23 protein-coding genes and 1 tRNA gene are annotated in these 22,935 nt (G+C 33.3%); 15 read left to right on the plus strand and 9 right to left on the minus strand.

Annotation, left to right across the window (positions count from 1 at the left end; translation table 11 throughout):
• Positions 1–26 precede the first annotated feature (26 nt).
• Positions 27–518 (plus strand): GNAT family N-acetyltransferase, encoded by a 492-nt coding sequence (locus tag EV144_RS11545; RefSeq protein ID WP_134148972.1) that lies wholly within the window; start codon positions 27–29, stop codon positions 516–518.
• Positions 519–603: 85 nt separating this feature from the next.
• Positions 604–1,470, plus strand: a complete 867-nt coding sequence (gene prmC / locus EV144_RS11550) for a peptide chain release factor N(5)-glutamine methyltransferase (RefSeq protein WP_134148974.1) — start codon at positions 604–606, stop codon at positions 1,468–1,470.
• 85 nt (positions 1,471–1,555) lie between these two features.
• Here the strand turns inward: prmC and EV144_RS11555 are convergent, their stop codons facing one another.
• Positions 1,556–2,800: an ABC transporter permease gene (locus EV144_RS11555; protein WP_166670566.1), complete on the minus strand. Its 1,245-nt coding sequence runs from the start codon at positions 2,798–2,800 to the stop codon at positions 1,556–1,558.
• A gap of 203 nt (positions 2,801–3,003) precedes the next feature.
• Between EV144_RS11555 and hisS the strand changes: the two genes are divergently transcribed.
• The 12 genes from hisS to EV144_RS11615 all read left to right on the plus strand — a co-directional run bounded on the left by hisS (position 3,004) and on the right by EV144_RS11615 (position 13,755).
• Positions 3,004–4,428 carry a histidine--tRNA ligase gene (hisS, locus tag EV144_RS11560; protein ID WP_134148976.1) on the plus strand — a complete coding sequence of 475 codons (1,425 nt, stop codon included), beginning with the start codon at positions 3,004–3,006 and terminating at the stop codon, positions 4,426–4,428.
• Between the two features lie 167 nt (positions 4,429–4,595).
• Positions 4,596–4,666 (plus strand) — tRNA-Trp (locus EV144_RS11565).
• A gap of 356 nt (positions 4,667–5,022) precedes the next feature.
• Positions 5,023–5,601: a nucleotide exchange factor GrpE gene (locus tag EV144_RS11570; protein ID WP_035632003.1), complete on the plus strand. Its 579-nt coding sequence runs from the start codon at positions 5,023–5,025 to the stop codon at positions 5,599–5,601.
• Between the two features lie 77 nt (positions 5,602–5,678).
• Positions 5,679–6,788, plus strand: coding sequence for a molecular chaperone DnaJ (dnaJ, locus tag EV144_RS11575; RefSeq protein ID WP_134148978.1), 1,110 nt, complete (start codon positions 5,679–5,681; stop codon positions 6,786–6,788).
• A 162-nt stretch (positions 6,789–6,950) separates the two neighbouring features.
• Complete coding sequence (locus EV144_RS11580; protein ID WP_134148979.1) at positions 6,951–7,880, plus strand: ABC transporter ATP-binding protein; 930 nt, start codon at positions 6,951–6,953, stop codon at positions 7,878–7,880.
• Positions 7,881–7,958: 78 nt separating this feature from the next.
• Positions 7,959–9,275, plus strand: a complete 1,317-nt coding sequence (locus tag EV144_RS11585) for an ABC transporter permease (RefSeq protein WP_134148981.1) — start codon at positions 7,959–7,961, stop codon at positions 9,273–9,275.
• 106 nt (positions 9,276–9,381) lie between these two features.
• Positions 9,382–10,545 carry a sigma-54-dependent transcriptional regulator gene (locus EV144_RS11590; RefSeq protein WP_134148983.1) on the plus strand — a complete coding sequence of 388 codons (1,164 nt, stop codon included), beginning with the start codon at positions 9,382–9,384 and terminating at the stop codon, positions 10,543–10,545.
• Between the two features lie 53 nt (positions 10,546–10,598).
• Entirely contained in the window at positions 10,599–11,261 is a 663-nt protein-coding gene (locus tag EV144_RS11595; protein ID WP_134148985.1) for a DEAD/DEAH box helicase, read from the plus strand.
• Between the two features lie 130 nt (positions 11,262–11,391).
• Positions 11,392–12,102: an alpha/beta hydrolase gene (locus tag EV144_RS11600; protein WP_243854656.1), complete on the plus strand. Its 711-nt coding sequence runs from the start codon at positions 11,392–11,394 to the stop codon at positions 12,100–12,102.
• A gap of 23 nt (positions 12,103–12,125) precedes the next feature.
• Positions 12,126–12,344, plus strand: coding sequence for a putative signal transducing protein (locus tag EV144_RS11605; RefSeq protein ID WP_134148988.1), 219 nt, complete (start codon positions 12,126–12,128; stop codon positions 12,342–12,344).
• A gap of 72 nt (positions 12,345–12,416) precedes the next feature.
• Positions 12,417–13,220 (plus strand): Cof-type HAD-IIB family hydrolase, encoded by an 804-nt coding sequence (locus tag EV144_RS11610; protein WP_134148990.1) that lies wholly within the window; start codon positions 12,417–12,419, stop codon positions 13,218–13,220.
• A 4-nt stretch (positions 13,221–13,224) separates the two neighbouring features.
• Positions 13,225–13,755 (plus strand): GNAT family N-acetyltransferase, encoded by a 531-nt coding sequence (locus EV144_RS11615; protein WP_134148992.1) that lies wholly within the window; start codon positions 13,225–13,227, stop codon positions 13,753–13,755.
• A 102-nt stretch (positions 13,756–13,857) separates the two neighbouring features.
• Here EV144_RS11615 and EV144_RS11620 read toward each other — a convergent pair whose 3' ends face one another.
• Complete coding sequence (locus EV144_RS11620) at positions 13,858–14,385, minus strand: hypothetical protein (RefSeq protein WP_134148994.1); 528 nt, start codon at positions 14,383–14,385, stop codon at positions 13,858–13,860.
• Between the two features lie 495 nt (positions 14,386–14,880).
• Between EV144_RS11620 and mtaB the strand changes: the two genes are divergently transcribed.
• The gene (mtaB, locus tag EV144_RS11625; RefSeq protein ID WP_134148996.1) at positions 14,881–16,215 is read left to right on the plus strand and encodes a tRNA (N(6)-L-threonylcarbamoyladenosine(37)-C(2))-methylthiotransferase MtaB; all 1,335 of its coding nucleotides are present in this window, start codon (positions 14,881–14,883) and stop codon (positions 16,213–16,215) included.
• Positions 16,216–16,370: 155 nt separating this feature from the next.
• On the opposite strand, the gene EV144_RS11630 is transcribed toward mtaB, so the two are convergent.
• From EV144_RS11630 to EV144_RS11660, 7 genes are all read right to left on the minus strand, one after another.
• Positions 16,371–16,877, minus strand: a complete 507-nt coding sequence (locus EV144_RS11630; RefSeq protein WP_134148998.1) for a hypothetical protein — start codon at positions 16,875–16,877, stop codon at positions 16,371–16,373.
• A gap of 109 nt (positions 16,878–16,986) precedes the next feature.
• Positions 16,987–17,703: a 3-ketoacyl-ACP reductase gene (locus EV144_RS11635; protein WP_134149000.1), complete on the minus strand. Its 717-nt coding sequence runs from the start codon at positions 17,701–17,703 to the stop codon at positions 16,987–16,989.
• Positions 17,704–17,817: 114 nt separating this feature from the next.
• The gene (locus tag EV144_RS11640) at positions 17,818–18,405 is read right to left on the minus strand and encodes a phospholipid scramblase-related protein (RefSeq protein WP_134149001.1); all 588 of its coding nucleotides are present in this window, start codon (positions 18,403–18,405) and stop codon (positions 17,818–17,820) included.
• Between the two features lie 72 nt (positions 18,406–18,477).
• On the minus strand, positions 18,478–19,209 hold the full coding sequence (locus EV144_RS11645) for an SIMPL domain-containing protein (RefSeq protein ID WP_134149003.1): 732 nt from the start codon (positions 19,207–19,209) through the stop codon (positions 18,478–18,480).
• Positions 19,210–19,224: 15 nt separating this feature from the next.
• Complete coding sequence (locus EV144_RS11650) at positions 19,225–21,396, minus strand: vWA domain-containing protein (RefSeq protein WP_134149005.1); 2,172 nt, start codon at positions 21,394–21,396, stop codon at positions 19,225–19,227.
• Between the two features lie 92 nt (positions 21,397–21,488).
• Positions 21,489–21,839 (minus strand): carboxypeptidase-like regulatory domain-containing protein, encoded by a 351-nt coding sequence (locus tag EV144_RS11655; RefSeq protein ID WP_134149007.1) that lies wholly within the window; start codon positions 21,837–21,839, stop codon positions 21,489–21,491.
• 92 nt (positions 21,840–21,931) lie between these two features.
• Positions 21,932–22,933, minus strand: a complete 1,002-nt coding sequence (locus EV144_RS11660) for a hypothetical protein (protein WP_134149009.1) — start codon at positions 22,931–22,933, stop codon at positions 21,932–21,934.
• Between the last annotated feature and the right edge of the window lie 2 nt (positions 22,934–22,935).

Genomic DNA, 22,935 nt, shown 5'->3' on the forward strand with positions numbered 1-22,935 from the left:
TGTAGATATAAGAGGAATAAAGAAAAATGGAAAATTGGATTATCAGAACAATTAAAAAAGAAGACAATCAGGCAGTTGCACAATTAATACGATCGGTTTTTGACGAAATGGAAATTCCGAAAGTAGGAACAGCTTACGAAGATCCGTATTTAGATTTAATGTTTGAAGAATATAATAAACCGCAGTCTGTTTATTTTGTGGTAGAAAATGAGGGCAAAATCATGGGATGCGCCGGAATTGCACCTTTAGAAAATGGAGACCCCGAAATCTGCGAATTGCAGAAAATGTATTTCTTGCCGGAAACAAGAGGTTTAGGAATTGGGAGTGAAATGATGGGGAAATGTTTGGAGCAGGCAAAAGATTTTGGTTTTAAAAAATGCTATATCGAGACGATGCCGTTTATGCATGCAGCTCAAAAATTATATAAAAAATCTGGTTTTGAATATTTAGATGCCCCAATGGGATCTACTGGGCATAGTTCTTGCCCTGTTTGGATGTTGAAAGATTTATACCGCTAAAAATTGTAATAAATTTTGGTTGTATATACTTATTATCGTAGAAAACAATTGGCTATGGCTGATAATTAATACTCAAATACCCGAAATGAAAATTAAACAATATCGTACACACTTTATTAAAGAATTATCACCTTTTTACGATGCGTACGAAGCGGAGAGTTTTTTCTATTTAATTCTGGAAGATAAAAATAAACTTAGGCAGATTGATTTGGCTTTAAATCATGAATTGGCTTTTGAGACAGCCGATTTTGTGTATTGGGATGCTATTTTAGAAGAACTAAAAAAAGAAGTCCCAATCCAGTATTTACTTGGGAAAACGAGCTTTTATAGTTTGGATTTTGAAGTAAATGAAAATGTTTTGATTCCGAGACCAGAAACCGAAGAATTGGTAGAATGGATTATTAATGAAAATTCAAAAACAGATAAGTCTAAGAAACTAAAGATTTTAGATATTGGAACAGGAAGCGGTTGTATTGCCATTTCGCTGGCTAAAAATCTTCCGAATGCCGAAGTTTATGCGATTGATGTTTCAAAGAAAGCAATTGAAACAGCCAAACGAAATGCGATAAGAAATAACGTAGAAGTTACTTTTGTATTTCAGGATATTTTAGAACTCGAACAATTAAGATGTACTTTTGATATTATAGTCTCTAATCCGCCTTATGTCAGGAATTTAGAAAAAGAAGAAATCAAAAAAAATGTGCTCGATTATGAACCGCATTTGGCGCTTTTTGTAGAAGATAGTGATGCTTTGATTTTTTATAGAAAGATAGCCGAACTGGCGCAAAAAAGTCTTCTTGAAAACGGACAATTGTATTTTGAAATTAACCAATATCTTGGTAAAGAGACAGCGGATTTATTAGAAAAATTGCAGTTTGAAAATATCGAAATAAGAAAAGATATTTATGATAATGACCGTATGATTTCCTGCAAGGTTTCCAAAACCTTGTAGGTATAAAACCGTTGCGCATACAATTAAATATAAAGGTTTTTGAAACCTTAAATATCGAGGAAAATTTACTCGCTATGAGGAAGATTTACTCGTAACGCAATGCCTCGATAGGATCTAATTTGGAAGCTTTTATAGCAGGATATAATCCGGAAACAATCGCAACCATAAAACTTGTAGCAAAGGCGGCAAAAATCGCCATCCACGGAATTACAAATGCAAAACCCATTGCGCCAGCAATACCAAATCCAAGAAGTATTCCTAATACAATTCCGACCAAACCGCCAATTTGTCCAATTAATAAAGTTTCGATGAAAAATTGAGTTGCAACAGTTACCCTTTTGGCGCCTAATGCTTTACGGACTCCAATTTCACGAGTGCGCTCTGTAACCGAAACAATCATAATATTCATTAAAGCAATCGAAGAACCTAAAATCGTTATAATACTGATAATCCAGGCAGCCCAGCCTAAATATTTGGTAATTCCGAGAATTCTGTTAATTAAGTCATCGCTTCGGCCAATACCAAAGTTATTGTCACGAACAGGACTTAATTTACGAACTCTTCGCATTGTACTTGTTGCGTTGTCAACAGCTTCGTCTAAAAGTTCTTTTTTAGAAACCATTACACTCATCGTATAATTAATATTAGGAGCCGTAAATAAAGAACGCGCTACCTGAATCGGAATTAAAACACGTAAATCCTGACTGTTTCCAAAAGTTGATCCTTTTTCTTTTAAAACACCGATAACTTTGAAACGTGCACCGCGAATAGAAATTATTTTATCAATTGGATTAACATCTTTTAATAAACCTTTTTCAAAATCAGAACCCACAATACAAGAATACGTATTGTTGTCGATATCAAACTGATTGAAGCTTCTTCCTAAATTAATTTCCAATCCAGAGTTGCTTATAAAATGTTCATCAACACCAACAACTTTAATTTCCGGATCTGTTTTTTTGTCTAAATATTTAACCTCTGCTGTAGAAGTTGCTGTAAAAGAAAGTGAAGTTTCTGTAAAAGGATATTTGTATTTGTTTTTGAAAGCAACAGCTTCAGGATAAGAAATGATAGGATTTATAACCTCACGTTCGTTACCGCCACGATTTCTAACCGTGTTTTCATATTGGTTGATATTGAAAGTATTCGCTCCCATCGATGCAAAATTGGTAGAAATCGTATTTTCTAATGCCGTTACAACGGTTAGAATCCCAACCAAAGCCGTGATTCCAATAGCGATAATTAAAACGGTAAGAATAGTACGCAGCAATTGGGTCTTAATGGAACCAAACGCAATTCGGATATTTTCTTTAAATAATTTTAGCATCATGACCAATTTGTCACGAAAATACGGTTTTTGTTACAAGTTTGTTTTGCAACTGCCATTATTTATTTTAAAAAATAAGATATTTGCACTCCATTAGAAAGTAAGAGAAATCTAAAATCTAAAAAATATAATAACCCATAAGATTTAATTTGAGATTGGAAAAAAAATCTAAAATCTAAAATCTGCAATCTAAAATAATAAAGAAGATGGCTTCAAAACCAAGCATACCACAAGGAACAAGAGATTTTTCGCCAGCAGAGGTGTCAAAACGTCAATATATTATTCAAACCATAAAAAGTAATTTCGAAAAGTTTGGTTTTCAGCCAATCGAAACACCTTCGTTTGAAAACTCAGATACTTTGATGGGGAAATACGGTGAAGAAGGAGATCGTTTGATTTTTAAAATATTAAACTCAGGGAATTTTTTCTTCAACAAGACAAAAATTGAATTACCAGAATCGCTGGAACAATTACAATTAAATTCTGCTGAAACAATTGATATCAACCAAAGAATTGAGCTGAATAAATTTACCGGAAAAATTTCTGAAAAAGCATTGCGTTACGATTTGACAGTTCCGTTTGCGAGATATGTGGTACAGCACCAAAACGAAATTGAATTTCCTTTTAAAAGATATCAAATTCAACCGGTTTGGAGAGCAGACCGTCCGCAAAAAGGACGTTACAGAGAATTTTTTCAATGTGATGCCGATGTTGTAGGTTCAAAATCTTTATGGCAGGAAGTAGAATTAGTACAATTGTACGATACTGTTTTTACTTCTTTAGGTTTAGAAGGCGTAACAATAAAAATCAACAACAGAAAAATATTATCTGGAATCGCAGAAGTTATCGGCGCTTCAGATAAATTAATTGATTTTACAGTTGCTTTAGACAAACTGGATAAAATTGGAGAAGACGGAGTAAAAAAAGAAATGATCGAAAAAGGAATTGCAGAAGAAGCTTTAGTAAAAGTACAGCCTCTGTTTAATTTCACTGGAACATTTGCAGATAAAATTACACAGCTTTCAGATTTACTTGCTTCATCAGAAGTTGGAATGAAAGGTGTTGAAGAACTTAAATTTATCTGTGATAATGTAGCGACTTTAGGATTGTCAACTGCGATTTTAGATCTTGATGTTACTTTGGCTCGTGGTTTAAATTATTATACAGGAGCAATTTTTGAAGTTGCGGCGCCAAAAACTGTTTCAATTGGTTCAATCGGCGGTGGCGGAAGATACGATGATTTGACTGGTATTTTTGGATTAAAAAATATGAGCGGTGTCGGAATCTCTTTTGGCTTAGATCGTATTTATTTGGTTTTAGAAGAATTACAGTTGTTTCCTGAAACTGTTGCAGCAACTTCTAAAGCTTTATTTATCAATTACGGAGATGCAGAAGCGTTGTACGCATCGCAGGCAATTCAGAAATTGAGAAAAGAAAATATAAAAGTAGAATTATATCCAGACAATGTAAAAGTTGGAAAACAATTTCAATACGCAGACAAACGTCTAATTCCGTTTGCTGTAATTGCTGGAGATAATGAAATTGCTTCAAATTCTTATTCGCTTAAAAATTTAGTAAGCGGAGAACAAATTTCTGTAGATTTTGAAGGATTGAAAAATGCATTGATTTAATAATCAGATTAAAAGATTTGTTTAACGCAGATTTTGCAAATTTTAGCAGATTAAATTTGATTTTTCTAATTTTAAAAAATCTGTGCAAATCAGCTTAAATCTTTTTAAATCTGCGTGAAATACTTGCTGGGGAAGAAAAAAAGCTTTTAATTTGCCGACCTTAAGCTACGGGCGTAGTTCAAGGGTAGAATAGCGGTCTCCAAAACCGTTGATGGGGGTTCGAATCCCTCCGCCCGTGCAATAAAATATTGTAATGACAAAATAGTTATTGAATATAAAAACTTCGAGTTAAGAAAAAAGCAAAAAAAAGCTTCGTCTGAAATAGGCGAAGCTTTTTTTAATATAAGGTAAACTTGAATTAATAATTATTTATAAGGCCGAGGCCAAACCCTTAAATTCAATTTTGGTGGTAATAAATTTGTTTTTAATTTTGAATCCAAATATAGTTCAAACTAAATCGTAATAGTCTTAAAATTATACTAAATTTTTTGTAGTAAAATCAGTAAAAAAATAAACCTTTGTTTTTGATAAAGTGACAATTTGACATTTTAAAAGATTTGGCAGTACTTTTGCAATCTAAAAGAAAGAATAAAAATGAAGTTTAAAAATATTTTTAAAAATAAAAGTAATATGACTACGGAAAATACAGAATTCGATCAGGAATTAGATGATGTAACGTTAGAGAACAATGCCAACGGTGAGCAGTTAATTGTTGAAGAATTAAGTGTTGAAGAGCAATTGGCTCAAGACTTGGCAAAAGAAAAAGATAAGTTTTTGAGATTATTTGCCGAATTTGAAAATTACAAAAAAAGAACTTCAAAAGAGCGTATTGATTTATTTAAAACAGCCAATCAAGAAGTTTTGTTAGCAATGCTTCCTGTTTTAGATGATTTTGACAGAGCTACTGTAGAAATTAACAAATCTGACGATGAGAATTTGAAAAAAGGAGTAGAGTTAATTCACGAGAAACTAAAAAGCACTTTGGTTGCTAAAGGTTTAGAGCAAGTTGAAGTAAGAGCGGGAGACGCTTTTAATGCTGATTTTGCTGAAGCAATTACTCAAATTCCTGCACCTTCTGACAAATTGAAAGGTAAGATTGTTGATGTTATTGAAAAAGGATACAAATTAGGAGACAAAATTATTCGTTTCCCAAAAGTAGTTATTGGAAACTAAAAAGTGCAAGTAATTTATTCTGAAAGACACTTTTAAAGTTGGAATTTGGAATTTAAAATTTGGAATCTAACCTAATTATGAAAAAAGATTTTTACGAAATACTTGGCATTTCTAAAGGTGCCGATGCTGCCGAAATTAAAAAAGCGTATAGAAAAAGTGCGTTAAAATATCACCCGGATAAAAATCCAGGCGACAAAGAGGCAGAAGAAAACTTTAAACTTGCGGCAGAAGCCTATGAAGTTTTAAGTGATCCGAACAAAAAAGCTAAATACGATCAATACGGACATCAGGCATTTGATGGTTCTGGTGGATTTGGCGGTGGCCACGGCGGTATGAATATGGATGACATTTTCAGCCAGTTTGGTGACATTTTTGGTGGCGGATTTGGCGGTTTCGGTGGAGGCGGTGGCGGTCCTCGTCGCGCTAAAGGAAGTAATCTTAGAATTAAAGTGAAATTAACTTTAGAAGAGATTGCAAATGGAGTTGAGAAAAAAGTTAAAGTAAAACGTAAAGTTCAGGCAAAAGGCGCTACATACAAAACTTGTACGACTTGTAACGGTCAAGGACAAGTTATGCGTGTAACCAACACCATTTTAGGAAGAATGCAATCTGCATCTACCTGTCCAACTTGTGGTGGTTCTGGACAAATTCTAGATAAAAAACCTTCTGAGGCAGATGCTCAGGGAATGGTTGTAGAAGACGAAACTGTATCTATCAAAATTCCTGCTGGAGTTGTTGATGGAATGCAGCTTAAAGTTTCTAACAAAGGTAACGATGCTCCTGGAAACAGTATTCCTGGTGATTTGATTGTTGCAATCGAAGAATTAGAGCACGAATTCCTGAAACGTGAAGGTGAAAATGTTCACTTTGATTTATATATCAGTTTCCCAGAAGCAGTTTTGGGAGTTTCTAAAGATATCGAAGCCATCAACGGAAAAGTTCGTATTAAATTAGAAGAAGGAATTCAATCTGGAAAAATCTTAAGATTAAAAGGAAAAGGAATTCCAAGCATTAATGGTTACGGAAGTGGTGATTTATTAGTTCACGTAAATGTTTGGACTCCAAAAACGTTGAATAAAGAGCAAAAGCAATTTTTTGAAAATGCACTAACCGACGAACACTTTGTACCGAACCCTGAAAAATCAGAAAAATCATTTTTTGAAAAAGTAAAAGATATGTTTTCATAATCGAGCTTTTTCTTAAATGTTAAAATAGTTTTAAAAAACCCATTCTACAGAAATATAGAATGGGTTTTTTGTTGATTAATAAAAAGTTTCGCTCCGAATTATTTACTTTTACACACGCAGACCACAAAAGGTCAAACTGACGCAGAAAATTCTAAAAACAGCATGAGCAACTTACTCGAAGTACATAAAGTCGTAAAACAATACGGTGATTATGTAGCGCTTAACGAAGTTTCATTAAATGTACCAAAAGGAAGCATTTACGGATTATTAGGTCCTAATGGAGCAGGAAAAACTTCCCTTATCAGAATTATAAACCAGATTACACTGCCAGACAGCGGTGAAGTAATTTTGGACGGAGAAAAATTACAGCCAAAACACGTGCAGACCATTGGTTATCTTCCCGAAGAAAGAGGTTTGTACAGCTCTATGAAAGTAGGAGAACAATGTTTGTATCTGGCACAAATGAAAGGACTTTCTAAAGCCGAAGCCAAACTGCAGTTAGAATATTGGTTTGACCGTTTAGGAATACAAGGATGGTGGAACAAAAAAATCCAAGAGCTTTCTAAAGGAATGGCACAGAAAATTCAATTTGTTGTTTGTGTTCTTCACAAACCAAAACTATTGATTTTTGACGAGCCTTTTTCTGGGTTTGATCCTGTAAATGCCAATGTGATAAAAGACGAAATTTTAGCTTTAAAAGAACAAGGTGCAACAATTATTTTCTCGACACACCGAATGGAAAGTGTAGAAGAACTTTGCGATCATATTGCTTTAATTCATAAATCGAATAAATTAATCGAAGGAAAACTAAGCGATGTAAAACGTCAGTTTAGAAAAAACAGTTTCGAAGTCGGAATCTTGACAGACAATGTTGAAGGTTTGATGTATGACATTACACAAAAATTTACCGTTTCTCCAGCAAATTTTAAATCTTTAAACGATGATTTAAAACTAGACATTCAGATCGGAAACGCTTCGCCAAACGAACTATTAAACGTTCTGACACAACGCGGACAAGTAACACACTTTGTGGAAAAAATTCCAAGTGTAAACGATATTTTTATTCAAACGGTAACAGAAAACAAAATTTAGATTTTAGACTTTAGATTTTAGATTGAAAAACCTAAAATCATAAATCTAAAATCAACAATCATAAATCTAAAATAAGAAATGAGCATAATTTCATTAATTATAAAAAGAGAATTTATTGCCAAAGTCCGCAATAAATCTTTTGTTGTTATGACTTTTTTAAGTCCGTTATTGTTTGTTGCAATAGCAGGATTTATTGGTTATTTGAGTTCGATGAAAGCCGAAACCAAACGAATCGCCATTCATGACGAAACAGGATTATTTGCCGATGATTTTGTAAAACTCAATAAAAAGGGCGGCGAATACAAATACCTAAATCTCTCTGCAATTGATGTACAAGCGTTAAAAGACAGCATTACAAAAGAAGATTTCAGCGGTTTAATTGTTATTCCTAAAACCAATACTTCTAAAGAATTAGAAAGTAAAATTGATTTTATTTCGAATAATAGTCCGAGTATTTCTTTTATCGAAAATACACAGGATGTTATAGCATCAAAAATTACTAAAATCAATTTAGAGAAAGCAAAACTTGATACGCTTGCGATTCAGAAAGCGCAGGCAGATGTAAACATACATTTGGCAAAAGCTTCCGGAGAAGAAAGTCTAAAAGGCCTAAACGAAATAAAAATCGGAATTGGCGGTGCCTTCGGATATTTGATCATGATGTTTATTATCATTTACGGAAACATGGTAATGCGAAGCGTAATCGAAGAAAAAACAAACAGAATTATCGAAATCATTATTTCATCGGTTAAACCATTTCAATTAATGATTGGTAAAATCGTCGGAACTTCGCTTGCTGGATTATTACAATTTATAATCTGGGCAATAATTGGCCTTAGTTTAATGTTTGCAGCTTCAGCATTTTTTGGAGTAAATGTAACACCGACAGCAAGAATTTCTCCAGAATTAATGCATTCTGCGCAACAAGAATTTTCTGGAACAGCACAAATGTACATTGCAGAATTATTGAATTTGCCAATTGCAAGTATTCTGTTTGGTTTTATAGTTTATTTTATTGGAGGCTACTTTTTATACAGTTCATTTTATGCCGCAATTGGCGCCGCTGTAGACAATCAAACCGATTCTCAGCAATTTCTACTGCCTATTATTATGCCATTAATTTTAAGCGTTTATATTGGTTTTTTCACTGTCGTGAATGATCCACACGGAACTGTAGCCGTTGTATTCTCTATGATTCCGCTAACATCGCCAATTGTAATGCTAATGCGAATTCCGTTTGGAGTGCCGTGGTGGCAAATTGCGATTTCGGTATCATTATTGTTTGCAACCTTTTTCCTTGTCGTTTGGTTCGCTGCAAAAATCTACCGAGTTGGTATTTTAATGTACGGCAAAAAACCAACGTGGAAAGAATTGTATAGATGGCTTAAATATTGATTTTTGAGTTTTTAAGGTTCTGAGTTACTAAGCTGCTAAGTTTTTTTAGCTGCTAAGTAAAAAGCTCAGAACCTTAGAATCTTAGTAACTTAGAACCTCAAAAAGAATGAGTAAAATACTAATTATAGAAGACGAAGCATCAATCAGACGCGTTTTGGTAAAAATTTTATCAGAAGAAAATGATGCCTATCAAGTAGATGAAGCGGAAGATGGTGTAGCCGGACTTGAAAAAATAAAAAACAACGACTACGATTTGGTTTTGTGTGATATCAAAATGCCAAAACTAGACGGCGTTGAGGTTTTAGAAGAAGTAAAAAAAATCAAGCCAGAAATTCCGATGGTCATGATCTCAGGTCACGGCGATATGGAAACCGCGATTCATACCATGCGTTTAGGAGCTTTTGATTACATCTCAAAACCGCCAGATTTAAACCGTTTATTAAATACAGTTCGTAATGCTTTAGACAAAAAACAACTTGTAGTTGAGAATAAAATTCTAAAGAAAAAAGTCAGCAAAAACTACGAAATGATAGGCGAGAGCGAAGGTATTAATCATATAAAAGTTATGATTGATAAAGTTGCCCCAACCGAAGCAAGAGTTCTAATTACAGGTCCAAACGGAACTGGTAAAGAATTAGTAGCGCATCAATTGCATGAAAAAAGCGAGCGTTGTAATTATCCTTTAATTGAAGTAAACTGTGCTGCAATTCCGAGCGAATTAATCGAAAGTGAATTGTTCGGACACGTAAAAGGTGCTTTTACATCGGCAGTAAAAGATCGCGCCGGAAAGTTTGAAGCTGCAGATAAAGGAACTATTTTCTTAGATGAAATTGGTGATATGAGTCTTTCGGCGCAAGCCAAAGTATTACGCGCGCTTCAGGAAAGTATGATTACGAGAGTTGGAGCCGAAAAAGATATTAAAGTAGACGTGCGTGTTGTGGCCGCAACCAATAAAGATCTAAAAACAGAAATTGCCGAAGGCCGTTTCCGTGAAGATTTATACCACAGATTGGCCGTAATCTTGATAAAAGTACCGCCATTAAACGAAAGACGAGATGATATTCCGGCTTTGATTATTCATTTTGCTGAGAAAATTGCTTCAGAGCAAGGAAATTCTGTAAAAGGATTTTCGGCGCAAGCCATAAAATTATTGCAGGAATACGATTGGACAGGAAATATTCGTGAACTTCGAAATGTAGTAGAAAGATTGATTATCTTAGGAGGAAACGAAATCTCAGAAACGGACGTGAAAATGTTCGCAAGCAAATAATGATGTAATTAGGTTGTATCTAAAACCTAAAATCAGAACTCTAAAATTAAAGAATGAAACTAAAAAAAATAAACGAGAAGCTGCAAGACGCATTAATTGAAAATGGTTTAACTGAAGCAAATATGCTGCAACAGGAAACTTTTTCGACTATAAAAAGTGGTGCCGACTGCATTATACTTTCTCCAGCAGGAACTGGTAAAACGACTACAATTGTGCTTAATGTAATTCAGCAATTGGCTGGAAGTACAGAAGAATCGCCAAGAGCTTTGATTATTGTAGAAGATAAACCAAAAGTGTTGGAAATGGTGGAGCTTTTTGCAAAATATGCGAAATACACTAATCTTGAAGTTTACGGTGTGCATGAAAAAGGCGATATGGATTATGATAAAAACTATATCTCTACCGGAATTGATGTTTTAATTGGAACTCCGGTAAAACTTAATGATATGTTTACAACCGCTGGTTTTAACGTTAACCGTTTAAAAATGTTTATTCTGGATGATGCTGATCCAATTTTGAAATTACGTAACGAAACTAAAATTATGCGTATTTCTAATAGTATCGCCAAAGTACAACGTATTGTTTTTGCAGAAGAATTAACAGAACGTATCGAAATCCTGACTGATAAAATGCTTCTGGAGCCTTACCTTTTTGATATGGATGAAGAAGGAGAAGAAGAACTGGACGAAGAAGAAGATCAGATTGAAGAGGAATAAACAATAAGCTGTATTAAAATTTTATATGGAGATATTTAGAACGCTTAAATTTTTAACGATAATTCTTTTAGGATTTTTTGTTGTAATTTATTTGCTGATTGTCACTTATGTATATTTTAATCAAGTTGGAATGATTTTTCAAAACGCATCATTGCCTAAGAATTATCAATTTAATTACCAATCAAAATTTGATGAATTAAATATTAAATCTTATGACGGCGTAAACCTAAACGGATTATTATTTAAAACAGAAAACTCAAAAGGGTTGGTTTTTTATCTTCACGGAAATGCAGGAACATTAGAAACGTGGGGAAAAATTGCTAATATTTATACCAATTTAGGATACGATATTTTTATTTTAGATTACAGAAGTTTTGGTAAAAGTGAAGGTAAGATTGAAAATGAAGACCAGTTAAACCAGGATGCTTCGATAGTTTATAAAACATTAGCTAAAAAATATCCTGAAAATAAGATAATTATTGCGGGCTATTCAATTGGTTCGGGATTAGCGACAATTTTAGCTTCAGAAAATCATCCAAAAGCACTGATACTGCAGTCGCCGTATTATAGTTTTACAGAATTATCAAGCAGCAGAGTACCATTTTTTCCGAATTTTATGAAGAAGTTTCATTTAGAGACTTTCGAATATCTGCCAAAAGTAAAAGCACCGATTTATATTTTTCATGGAAATGACGATCAATTAATTCCACATGAAAATTCGGTTCGTTTAAATAAGATATTAAATAATAAAGGGCAATTTTTTACTTTAAAAGGTCAGGGTCATATTGGAATGAATGAAAATGAAGAATTTCAAAATGAGTTAAAAACAATATTAGAATAAATTATAATTAAAAATATAGAGTTATGGGATTAATGAAAGTGTTTTCAGGAAGTGAAATTTTAGCAATTGCTTTACAAGAAAGATTAGAAGAAGCGGGAGTAGAAACAACAAAAAAAGATAATATTCAATCGGCAAGATTAGGTGGTTTTGGACAAACAGACTTAGCTGTTGAGGTTTTTATTCAGGAAACTGATTTTGCAAAAGCAAATCCGGTTATCGAGGATTTCAGAATGAGTATTTAATAATAAAATAATAAGTTGCCGTTTTCAGTCACAGTTTGCTGAAAGTTGGATTGTGACTGAAAACTAAATATAATGCAATATAAAATGCTAGTGCTCGACATGGATGATACCTTGTTGACAGACGATCATAAAATTTCTGAACGTAATAAAAACGCCATTCTAAAAGCTCAGGCAAAAGGAGTTTATGTGGTTTTGGCATCCGGTCGGCCAACTTCGGCAATGACGGCTTATGCGAAAGAACTAGAATTAGATCGCAATGATTCGTTTATAATTTCTTTTAACGGGGCTATTATCAGTACAGTAAAAGAAGATCTGATTTTATTTGAGCAGAAACTGACAATAGAGCAGATTCACGAATTATACGATTATAGTGTTAAAATGAAAACCGACATTATAACGTATCTGGATAATGAAATTATCAGCGAAACCGATTCTGAATATATCGAAATTGAAAAAGATATAACAGGATTACCACATCGTAAAGTACCTAGTTTTAAAGAAGCCATAAACAGGCCTACAGTAAAATGTATTTTATTACAAGAACCTTCTTATCTAAAAGGGTTAGAAGAAGACTTAAAAGCAGCAATGCCTCATTTAAGTATTGCGATGTCTAAACCTTTTTTCTTAGAAGCAGCACAGCAGGGAATTGATAAAGCGGCGAGCTTAAAACTTTTGGCATCAAAGCTGAATATTCATCAAAGTGAAATTATTGCGGTAGGAAACGCCGGAAATGATTTAACAATGATTGAATATGCCGGTTTGGGTGTTTGGGTAGATAATGTAACGCCTGAATTGCGTGACAGAGCAAATGCAATTGTGGCGTCTAATAATAATGATGGTGTTGCAGAAGTAATAGAGCGTTATATTTTAAATTAAAACAATGAAAAAAACAATTGAAACAGAGCGCCTAATTTTGAGAGAATTACTTCTTTCTGATGCAGACGGCATGTTTGAATTGGATGCTAACCCAAATGTGCATCTTTTTCTGGGAAATAAACCTGTTACAACTATTGAAGAAAGTATTGCGCAGATCAAAAATATTCAGCAGCAATACAAAGATTTTGGTACAGGGCGCTGGGCCGTTATCCTAAAAGAAACCAATGAATTTTTAGGCTGGTCTGGAATAAAATTTATTACTGCCGAAATCAACAATTATCAAAATTTTTATGAAATCGGATATCGATTTATAGAAAAAAATTGGGGAAAGGGTTATGCAACAGAAGCCGGATTGGCTTTTATTGATTATGCTTTTAACACCATGAATGTAGAAGTTCTTTACGCTTACGCGGATGAAGGAAACCAAAACTCAAGAAAAATTTTAGAAAAGCTTGGTTTTCATTATGTGAATTCGTTTGAGTATGAAAACGAACAAGAAGTTTGGTATGAAGTAAGAAATCCAAACAACTTATAAAATCCTAAGAAATGCATCCCAAATCTTCGTAACTTAACTCATTAAGTTTGCAAAGATTTGGAAAACAGCTCGTAGTTTAAATATCTGAAAGTATTTTATTTTTTATTTTTTTGCTACAGAAACAAAATATTTATTTCCGTCACCCATTGTAAGTTTTACACGTTCGTCGCAAAGATCGATTGCAAAAGCTGCGCTTTCGTAACAGCTGCAAGTTGTATTTTTATCTTTAGACATTTCTGTTTTGCAGTTGTTGTTTTTAAAAGTAGACAATTGCGGTGTATATAAACTTACTAAGTCAGTAGAAGCAGTTACCAAAGAAATAATACTTGCAGAGTTATTGTTTGTAATTCTGTAAACAATTCTGTCTGTGTAGTTTACTTCGTTTACAGTTACTTTACGAATATAAGTGTAAGAAGTAGATTCTGCACCTGGTTCTTTTACTTCAAACTTAAAACCAACTCCACGAATTGCTACATCAAATTGTTGCTGCGAGTTAAAACTTGCCCAATTGGTTAATGTACTGATAGATGGGAATGGATTTGCGTTTGCTGGTGCAGCATTATTGGTTTGTGCATTTGAACTGAAAACGGTTAAGAACATGAGGCAGATCGCGGGTAGAAATACTTTCATTTGGAGTTTGTGGATTTTAATTTTGCCTACAATTATTTGGGTTTCGGCTTGCCCAGCTTTTATTATAACAAAGCAACAACATAACGATGGAAAAACAAAATTGTTGTGCCTGTTTTGTTAGTAAATATTGATTTTTTTTTATTTAAAAATTTTAGAACGTGAATTTACTTCTTTTAAAACAAATTTTATTGACGTTAAATGTAAGAAAAATTCAATTTAATAAGGTAAAAAACGTTTTTAATCGATAATATTTGCACTTAATCGATAATTTTGTCATTTTATTCTTATCGAATTATAACGCTTTTTATTTGTTTAAATAAATTCCTGGATTAAAATTAAAGTTTTTCAATACCCTTTCAAATGTGTGTTTACTTCAAAATATTGATATATAGTACATTATTGATTTTATTTTAAAGAATATTGTATGTAAATTTGCAAACTCTTCAAAAGAGATGTAAATATAATATCTTACTACTTAAAACGTAGTTTATTCCCATGGAAAATAGAAAAAAAGTTGCTTTTTATACGCTTGGATGCAAACTGAATTTTTCGGAAACTTCTACAATTGCGAGAAACTTTAATGACGAAGGTTTTGATCGAGTTGATTTTGAAGAAGTTGCCGATATATATGTAATCAACACCTGTTCGGTTACAGAAAACGCAGATAAACAGTTTAAGCAGGTTGTAAAAAAAGCAATGAAACTCAACGACAAAGCTTTTGTTGCTGCCGTTGGATGTTACGCGCAATTAAAACCAGAAGAATTAGCAGCTGTTGATGGCGTTGATTTAGTTTTAGGAGCTACAGAAAAATTTAAAATCACCGATTATATAAATGATTTGAGCAAAAACGATATGGGTGAAGTTCACTCATGCGAAATTGCCGAAGCGGATTTTTACGTAGGAAGTTATTCGATTGGCGATCGTACCCGTGCATTTTTAAAAGTGCAGGACGGTTGTGATTATAAATGTACGTATTGTACAATTCCTTTGGCGAGAGGAATTTCCAGAAGTGATGCTCTTGAAAATGTTTTGCAAAACGCAAAAGAAATTTCGGCTCAAAACATCAAAGAAATTGTTTTAACGGGTGTAAATATTGGAGATTACGGAAAAGGGGAGTTCGGAAATAAAAAACACGAACATACTTTTCTGGATTTGGTTCAGGCTTTAGACAAAGTAGATGGAATTGAGCGTTTAAGAATTTCGTCTATAGAGCCGAATTTATTAAAAAATGAAACAATTGATTTTGTGTCTAAAAGCAGAACCTTTGTACCGCATTTTCATATTCCGCTGCAATCGGGAAGCAATGATATTTTAAAATTAATGAAACGCCGTTATTTACGTGAAGTGTATACAGAACGCGTAAATAAAATTCGCGAAGTAATGCCTCACGCTTGTATTGGCGTAGATGTTATTGTTGGTTTTCCTGGCGAAACAGAAGAACATTTTCTTGAAACGTATCATTTCTTAAACGAAATGGATATTTCATATTTACACGTTTTTACGTATTCTGAAAGAGATAATACAGAAGCGGCCAATATGGACGGAATTGTTCCTGCAAACGTAAGAGCAAAACGCAGTAAAATGCTTCGCGGTTTATCCGTAAAAAAACGTCGTGCTTTTTATGAAAGCCAATTAGGAACAAACAGAACTGTTTTGTTTGAAGGTGAAAATAAAGAAGGTTACATACACGGTTTTACAGAAAACTACGTAAAAGTAAAAACGCCTTGGAATCCCGAATTGGTGAATACTTTACAGGAAATTAATTTAACTAAAATAGACGAAGACGGAAGTGTTCGTTTGGAGTTTATAAATAAACTGGCGGAAGCGTAATAGATCAAACAGGTTATGTCATTGCGAGGAACGAAGCAATCTCACTAATATGGATAAGTGGATTTTAGCTAGTGAGATTGCTTCGTTCCTCGCAATGACAAACACAAAAAAAGCCCTTTTATAAAAAGGGCTTTTTCTATTATAACAAGTATTTTCTATTTCTCTTCCGGAATAACCAATTTCAAGGAATTGATATAATCCGTATCAAACTCAATTACTCTGATTTTTTCTGGATTAAAGCTCAATTCTCCTCCAAATTGCCCTTTTGTATCTAAGAAATCAATAGTCAATTCTTCGTCGTTAAGTTCGATCAGTTTTCCTAAATAAGCAGATTTTGAAGATTTTTTTGCAATCTGAAAAATGCCGTATTTATTAGTAATAAAATTTACGATTGTAGCCAAATCCTTAATCGGAATAATATCTTCTGAATTTGTTTTTAATCCTTTTAATCGAATTACTTTTTCTGTAAAGGCAAGATCCTGATCTCTATGAACGCCTTCGATATTTTTATTTCTTAGAATAACAAAACCATCCAGAATATAATCAACAGGATTGTTTCTCAATAAAATCCAGTCGTCTGAATAATCAATAAGAAAACCGGTATATATTTCTTTCTTGTCTGTAAATTCTATTGCAATTAATTGTCTTAAATATTCTTCCATCATTTTTATTTTTAAATCACAATATTAAAATTCCAAATTCCAATTCTCAAATCCAAATTCTTAAATTTAAGTAATTGGAATTTGGAATCTAAAAAATTTGGAATTTAAGTTACGGATTAGTAGACCAAATACTGCTGTTTTTTACAAAAACTCTTCGATTTAATTTCAACTGCGAAATAATCAATTCTGCCATATCTTCAGATTGCATCACTTTTTCAGGATTTCCGTCGGTTAAGTTTAAATCTTTTGCCATATCGGTTGCAACCGTACTTGGCGTTAAAGCAGTAACACGAATATTATGTTTTCTCATTTCCTGCATCAAAGAATCGGTAAGACCTAAAACTGCAAATTTAGAAGCGCTGTAGGCACTTGTCAATGCATTTCCGTTTAATCCTGCAGTAGAAGAAATATTGATAATGTCGCCTGTTTGTCTTTCAATCATATTCGGAATAACAGCACGGGTTACATAATACGTTCCCATTAAATTTACCTGAATAATTCTTTCCCAAGCTGTTGGTTCAAGTTCAAGGAATTTTCCAAAAGAAGCAATTCCGGCGCTGTTAATTAAAATATCAATATTTTTAAATGCAGCCAAAGCTTTTTCTACCGCACTATTTATAGAATTTAGATCAGAAACATCAGCTGCCAAAGCCAAGGCTCTTACGCCCAAGTTAGAAGCTTCGTCTGCCAGTTGGTCAATATCGCTCTGGGTTCTCGAAACTAAAATCAGGTTTACACCTTCTTTTGCCAAAGCAATTGCAACCGCTTTTCCAATTCCTTTGCCAGCGCCCGTGATAAGGGCATTTTTATTTTTTAAATCTGTCATGATCGTATTTTTAGAAATGCAAAAAGCATCATTTTATGTCTAACAAAAATAAGCTTTTGTAAACTAAAATGATGCTTTACTGTGTTTTGTTAATCTAAGTTTAACAACTTTTTGTTATTCCTTCAAAACCATATCTATACACATTACAGCTCCTAGAATCAATTGTCTCAACGGACTTTCGGCAGGTACAGTTTCTTCTACCTTAAGAACATAATTGTCTGCACTTGTAAAAAGTTCTTTTCCCATTCCTGCCCATTTTTTAGTAACTTGAGCAAGCTGTTTGTTTTCGTGCGAAAATGTAAAATCCCATCCCGTCCATTTTCCTTGCAGCGTTGCAAGAGGTTTTTCGTTTTTATCTAAAATTTCAAACTTTCCTCCAATAGAAAAGAATTTTTGTTTGAATGTTCCAACCAAACGATCTTTTTCGTCTAAAACCTCAACTGTAGATCTAAATATGGCAACACCACGTCTCACAGTGATTAATTTTTCACCAGAAGCGGTTGTAATTTCAATATTAAAAGGAGTCGCTCTTTTATAATCTGTAAAACGTAATATTTTGGTAAAAAAGCCCAGATTATTTTCACGGCAGTTCATTATGATTTGGTTGCTTTCTGGATTGTAAATGTCGTAGTTATTCGCTGCTTTAAACATTCCGATATGTTCTTTTACTAAAAATAGATTTTGGCTTAAAATAGGATTCATAATAGAGTATATGTTTTTTGAATTAAAAAACGTAAATGTAATACTTTTTTTATTAATTAATTCTGGCTTAAGCTATTCTAATGCAAACTTAATTTGTGCTGTACTTGATATTTTTATTTTTTCAAATTGAATGTCTGGTTCGTAATTTGAACTTTTATTTGCTCTATAGGCCGTAACGACAACTTCTTGAAGTGCTGATATTCCTCTGATTTGCCCATACATTTGATTTGGAATATTCATGTTAGTTATTTGTATAGCATTTCCAATTTTTTGATTCAGAGGTTTGCTATAACTTTCAGCAATTTGTTTTGCATTTTCTGCGGCCTTGCCATTAATTAAAAGCTGTATTTTCTTTTCTTCAGAGTTTTCTATTTTTTCAATATGAACATTCGAAATTCCAATAGTTTCTAATGCGATAAATACTCTAGAAGTTGTTTTGGCATCAACAACAATTACAGAATATGATTTTGTTTTAAAGATATCAGTTTGTTTCAGAAAATAATTTTTGAAGTTGCTTGTCATGTCATTGATTGTGATATTTTTTTCGGTATCAATACCAATTTCTTTTAGTTTATTAATCATTTCCATCTCTGTGTCTTCGATAGATTTTCTGCCTTTAAAATCTCTTTCACTAAGAAAAATATTTATCCAGATTTTGTTTGGCATTACTAATGTATCAGCTTGACCTGAAACTTCGATGAAAGGTTTGTCAAGTAAATTTTTATTTTGTGAAAATCCTGTAAACGTTGTCACGAAACATATAATGAAAGTGACGGCTGAAGAAATAAATTTTAGACTTTTCATAAATAAAATAATTGATTAAAGTTGTTTTACACCTTCAACAAGACGAATAAATTCTGCTTTGTAACCTTCGGAATCATTTGCTGCTCCTTGTTTTGCTAATTTCAAAATATCCTCAGAAGATTTATTAGTAATCAATTTTGAATCTCTCAATTTTAATCCAAACCAGGCAACGGCTGTACTGAATTTAAAATCTTCACTTGAATTTTGTAATGAAGCAGCTTTATTTTCAATAACATTGACCATTTCGATACTTTTGTCGCCGTCTGGTTTTTTGTAACGGAATTTTATTGTTGCCAACTCATTGCTATATACATTACTGTCATTTTCAACTTTGGTATATTTTAAAGCATCGGGTTGATTATTTAAATAGTCGCTTTTAACTCCCGCAGGAATAATTTCGTATAAAGCCGTAACAGTGTGATTACTTCCTAGTTCTCCGGCATCTATAGCGTCATTTTTAAAATCCTCAGCACGAAGTTTTCTGTTTTCGTAACCAATCAATCGGTACGCCTGAATTTGTTTTGGATTAAACTCAATCTGAATTTTTACATCTTTCGCGATAGCAAACATAGAACCTTTAAATTCTTTGCTCAAAAAACGATTCGCTTCCTGAATGTTATCGATATAAGCATAATTTCCGTTTCCTTTATCGGCAAGCGTTTCCATTTTACTGTCCTTATAATTGCCCATTCCGTAACCAAGACAAGTTAAGAAAACGCCTGTTTTACGTTTTTGCTCAATTAGAGTTTCCATGTCAGTGTTAGAAGTACTTCCTACGTTAAAATCTCCGTCTGTTGCCAAAACTACACGGTTGTTTCCATCTTTAATAAAATTTTCAGCAGCAATTTTATAAGCCAGTTCAATTCCTGCACCTCCGGCAGTACTTCCACCAGCATTTAAATTATCCAAAGCGGCAATAATAGTTTGTTTTTCGTCGCCAGAAGTTGGAGGCAAAACCAATCCAGCTGCGCCTGCGTATACTACAATTGCAACTTTGTCTTTTGAGCGAAGTTCGTTTACTAATATTTTCATCGATTGTTTTAGTAAAGGCAATTTGTTAGGATCGCTCATAGAACCCGAAACATCAATTAAGAAAACAAGATTGGAAGCAGGTAAATTTTCGGTCGGAATATTTTTCCCCTGAAGACCAATTCTTAAAATGCGATTTTCAGGATTCCACGGAGATTCGCTTAATTCTGTATTGATAGAAAACGGATTTTGATCTTTTGGCTGCGGATAAGTATATTTAAAGAAATTTACCATTTCCTCTACACGCACAGCATTTTTAGGAACCGCTTGTCCGTTATTAATAAAACGTCTAATATTAGTATAAGAAGCATTATCAACATCAATAGAAAAAGTAGACAAAGGGGCACCTTTTGGACTTTCGAATGCATTTTCTACAAAACCATCGTAATCTTCGTTGTTTACTTCTGGCTGTGCAGGAACAATCATGTTTAGTTTTTTATCGATTTCTTTCTCCGTAAGATTCTTGTACAAGTCATTTTTTGTAGAAAGAATAACAACTCCGTTTGCAGCTCTGCTTCCATAAATAGATGTGGCGTCTTTATCTTTTAATACTTTAACATCTTGAATATCATTTGGGTTGATTTTAGCAAATTGCTGTGATTTTATAGGAACTCCGTCTACAACATATAAAGGTTCATTTTTAGCAGAAATAGATTGGTTTCCTCTTATTGTTATTGCACTTGGCGCAGCAACATATTGCATACTATTTTGAACCTGAACTCCTGCAACATATCCCTGAACCATTTCAGCTTTTGCAGCTTTTGCTTTTTTTCTTTCAGATCTTTGAGGACGTGAATAGCTATTGTCTTCGTATTCTGAGTCACTTCTTCCGTAGCCTACAACTACAACTTCGTTTAGGGTTTGTTGAGCTGCAATTAATTTTACATTAATCGTATTTGAATTTTCAACCTTTTGTCTTTGTGAATCAAAACCAATGTAACTAAATATCAAAACATCTCCTTTTTGAGCCTGAATGCTGTACTGACCATCAAAATTTGTCTGGGCACTTTTTTTTGTGTTTTGATTAACAATATATGCTCCAGGAAGTGGTTGTCTGTTGTCGTCTGATACAATCCCGGTAATAGTTCTTTCCTGTGCAAATGTTACGAAACATATAAGCATAGTAATGGCTGATGAAATAAGTTTTAGACTTTTCATGATAGTAAATTTTAAGATTAATGTTCGGGTTTTCTTTGTCAGAGTTTTAAAAACTTTGACAAAGATTTGTGAAATGAATTTTTAGGTTTTTGCTATTGTTTTAAAATTCGTTTTATTGGGTAATAACATGGAACTGGAATTTGAAAGTCAACCGAATCGACCATTTTTAAATTAATATTGGTTTTTCGTTCTGTAGTTATAGTTTCTGTTTTAAGCCCAGCATAGCTAAAGACTAGTGTATCGTTTTTTTTAACTTTAATAATATAGTTTCCGTCAAAATCTGTTTTCACTTTATTTTCTGATCTTTGAGCTTTTATGTTCACTCCTGGAAGTGGGATAGAACTTTCGTCTAAAACAGTTCCCGAAATAATTCTTTTCTGTGCGAATGTCACGAAACAAACTAGCATAGTAATGGCTGATGAAATAAGTTTTAGACTTTTCATGATAGTAAATTTTAAGATTAATGTTCGGGTTTTCTTTGTCAGAGTTTTTAAAACTCTGACAAAGATTTATGGACTGAAATTTTAGGTTTAAGCTATTGTTTTAAAGCTGGTTTTCCTGATTTAGTAGTAATAATTACAACTCCTTTTTTTCCTTTATCACCATATTTATCGGTGGCTTCTGTATCTTGAAGAATTGTAATCGTTTTGATTTCCTGTTTGTTTAAAGGCGCGTAAGGACTCTTAGGATTTCTTCCAAATAAATCATCTTCAGAATAATAATTTCCGTCAATAATATATAATGGTTCATCGAGTATAACCAGAGATTCTACATTTTCCGGACTCATATTAGAAAGTTCGTTCTGCATCATTTTATCTCTTTTCTCCTCATTGCTGTGAGAAAGTGCTCTTCCGTTCATTATTACCAATGGCGCGCTGCTTTTCTTTGCCAATTGACTTTCTTTCTCAGAATCTGCAATTTGATACGATTCTCTTTTTGCCGATTTTGATAATTCAGCAGAAACGAAAGCTTTATCTTTTGTAACAGCTTTTTCGTCGCTTAGATAACCAGAAGTCAGAGACGGAGCAGGACCTGAACCTGAACTTGTACCGCTTAGAAACACTGCCTCATCGGAACTTTTTTTGTCACTGGCTTCAACAATTGGCATGTTATCAACAGAAGAAGCCTGAACTTCCTGCATTGCGACAACTTCTTTTTGTTTTGTTTGATTTTCCAGAATTTTTACCGCTTCTGATTTTGAAACTATTCCAGAATCTTCTGAAACCGCTACTTTTCCTTTTTTTGAATCAGGTTCTGAAAGCAATTCTTTTTGTGTTTCGTTGGTTACAACTTTATAAGTGTTTTGAATAGTTACTTTTTTATCCGTTTTAATAAATTGAGAACCTAAAGAGATTAATAATAAAAGCGATGCAGCAATCGAAACTTTTTTCCATAACGAAATTGCTTTTTTATCTTCTTTTTTGTCGAGTTTTTCCTCAACGCGCGACCAGACTTTTTCCATTCCCGGAAAGTCTTTCAGCTCTGCATTGTGTGCAGCGTCTTTAAATTTATCGAATATTTTATCTTGATTGTCCATGA

It is taken from the genome of Flavobacterium sp. 270 (assembly GCF_004368785.1).
In the GTDB taxonomy this organism is placed as follows: domain Bacteria; phylum Bacteroidota; class Bacteroidia; order Flavobacteriales; family Flavobacteriaceae; genus Flavobacterium.

Excerpts from the sequence above, each read along its gene's own strand:
- EV144_RS11545 (WP_134148972.1), top strand. The coding sequence starts at position 27 with ATGGAAAATTGGATTATCAGAACAATTAAAAAAGAAGACAATCAGGCA.
- prmC (WP_134148974.1), top strand. The coding sequence starts at position 604 with ATGAAAATTAAACAATATCGTACACACTTTATTAAAGAATTATCACCT.
- EV144_RS11555 (WP_166670566.1), bottom strand. The coding sequence starts at position 2,800 with ATGATGCTAAAATTATTTAAAGAAAATATCCGAATTGCGTTTGGTTCC.
- hisS (WP_134148976.1), top strand. The coding sequence starts at position 3,004 with ATGGCTTCAAAACCAAGCATACCACAAGGAACAAGAGATTTTTCGCCA.
- EV144_RS11570 (WP_035632003.1), top strand. The coding sequence starts at position 5,023 with ATGAAGTTTAAAAATATTTTTAAAAATAAAAGTAATATGACTACGGAA.
- dnaJ (WP_134148978.1), top strand. The coding sequence starts at position 5,679 with ATGAAAAAAGATTTTTACGAAATACTTGGCATTTCTAAAGGTGCCGAT.
- EV144_RS11580 (WP_134148979.1), top strand. The coding sequence starts at position 6,951 with ATGAGCAACTTACTCGAAGTACATAAAGTCGTAAAACAATACGGTGAT.
- EV144_RS11585 (WP_134148981.1), top strand. The coding sequence starts at position 7,959 with ATGAGCATAATTTCATTAATTATAAAAAGAGAATTTATTGCCAAAGTC.
- EV144_RS11590 (WP_134148983.1), top strand. The coding sequence starts at position 9,382 with ATGAGTAAAATACTAATTATAGAAGACGAAGCATCAATCAGACGCGTT.
- EV144_RS11595 (WP_134148985.1), top strand. The coding sequence starts at position 10,599 with ATGAAACTAAAAAAAATAAACGAGAAGCTGCAAGACGCATTAATTGAA.
- EV144_RS11600 (WP_243854656.1), top strand. The coding sequence starts at position 11,392 with ATGATTTTTCAAAACGCATCATTGCCTAAGAATTATCAATTTAATTAC.
- EV144_RS11605 (WP_134148988.1), top strand. The coding sequence starts at position 12,126 with ATGGGATTAATGAAAGTGTTTTCAGGAAGTGAAATTTTAGCAATTGCT.
- EV144_RS11610 (WP_134148990.1), top strand. The coding sequence starts at position 12,417 with ATGCAATATAAAATGCTAGTGCTCGACATGGATGATACCTTGTTGACA.
- EV144_RS11615 (WP_134148992.1), top strand. The coding sequence starts at position 13,225 with ATGAAAAAAACAATTGAAACAGAGCGCCTAATTTTGAGAGAATTACTT.
- EV144_RS11620 (WP_134148994.1), bottom strand. The coding sequence starts at position 14,385 with ATGAAAGTATTTCTACCCGCGATCTGCCTCATGTTCTTAACCGTTTTC.
- mtaB (WP_134148996.1), top strand. The coding sequence starts at position 14,881 with ATGGAAAATAGAAAAAAAGTTGCTTTTTATACGCTTGGATGCAAACTG.
- EV144_RS11630 (WP_134148998.1), bottom strand. The coding sequence starts at position 16,877 with ATGGAAGAATATTTAAGACAATTAATTGCAATAGAATTTACAGACAAG.
- EV144_RS11635 (WP_134149000.1), bottom strand. The coding sequence starts at position 17,703 with ATGACAGATTTAAAAAATAAAAATGCCCTTATCACGGGCGCTGGCAAA.
- EV144_RS11640 (WP_134149001.1), bottom strand. The coding sequence starts at position 18,405 with ATGAATCCTATTTTAAGCCAAAATCTATTTTTAGTAAAAGAACATATC.
- EV144_RS11645 (WP_134149003.1), bottom strand. The coding sequence starts at position 19,209 with ATGAAAAGTCTAAAATTTATTTCTTCAGCCGTCACTTTCATTATATGT.
- EV144_RS11650 (WP_134149005.1), bottom strand. The coding sequence starts at position 21,396 with ATGAAAAGTCTAAAACTTATTTCATCAGCCATTACTATGCTTATATGT.
- EV144_RS11655 (WP_134149007.1), bottom strand. The coding sequence starts at position 21,839 with ATGAAAAGTCTAAAACTTATTTCATCAGCCATTACTATGCTAGTTTGT.
- EV144_RS11660 (WP_134149009.1), bottom strand. The coding sequence starts at position 22,933 with ATGGACAATCAAGATAAAATATTCGATAAATTTAAAGACGCTGCACAC.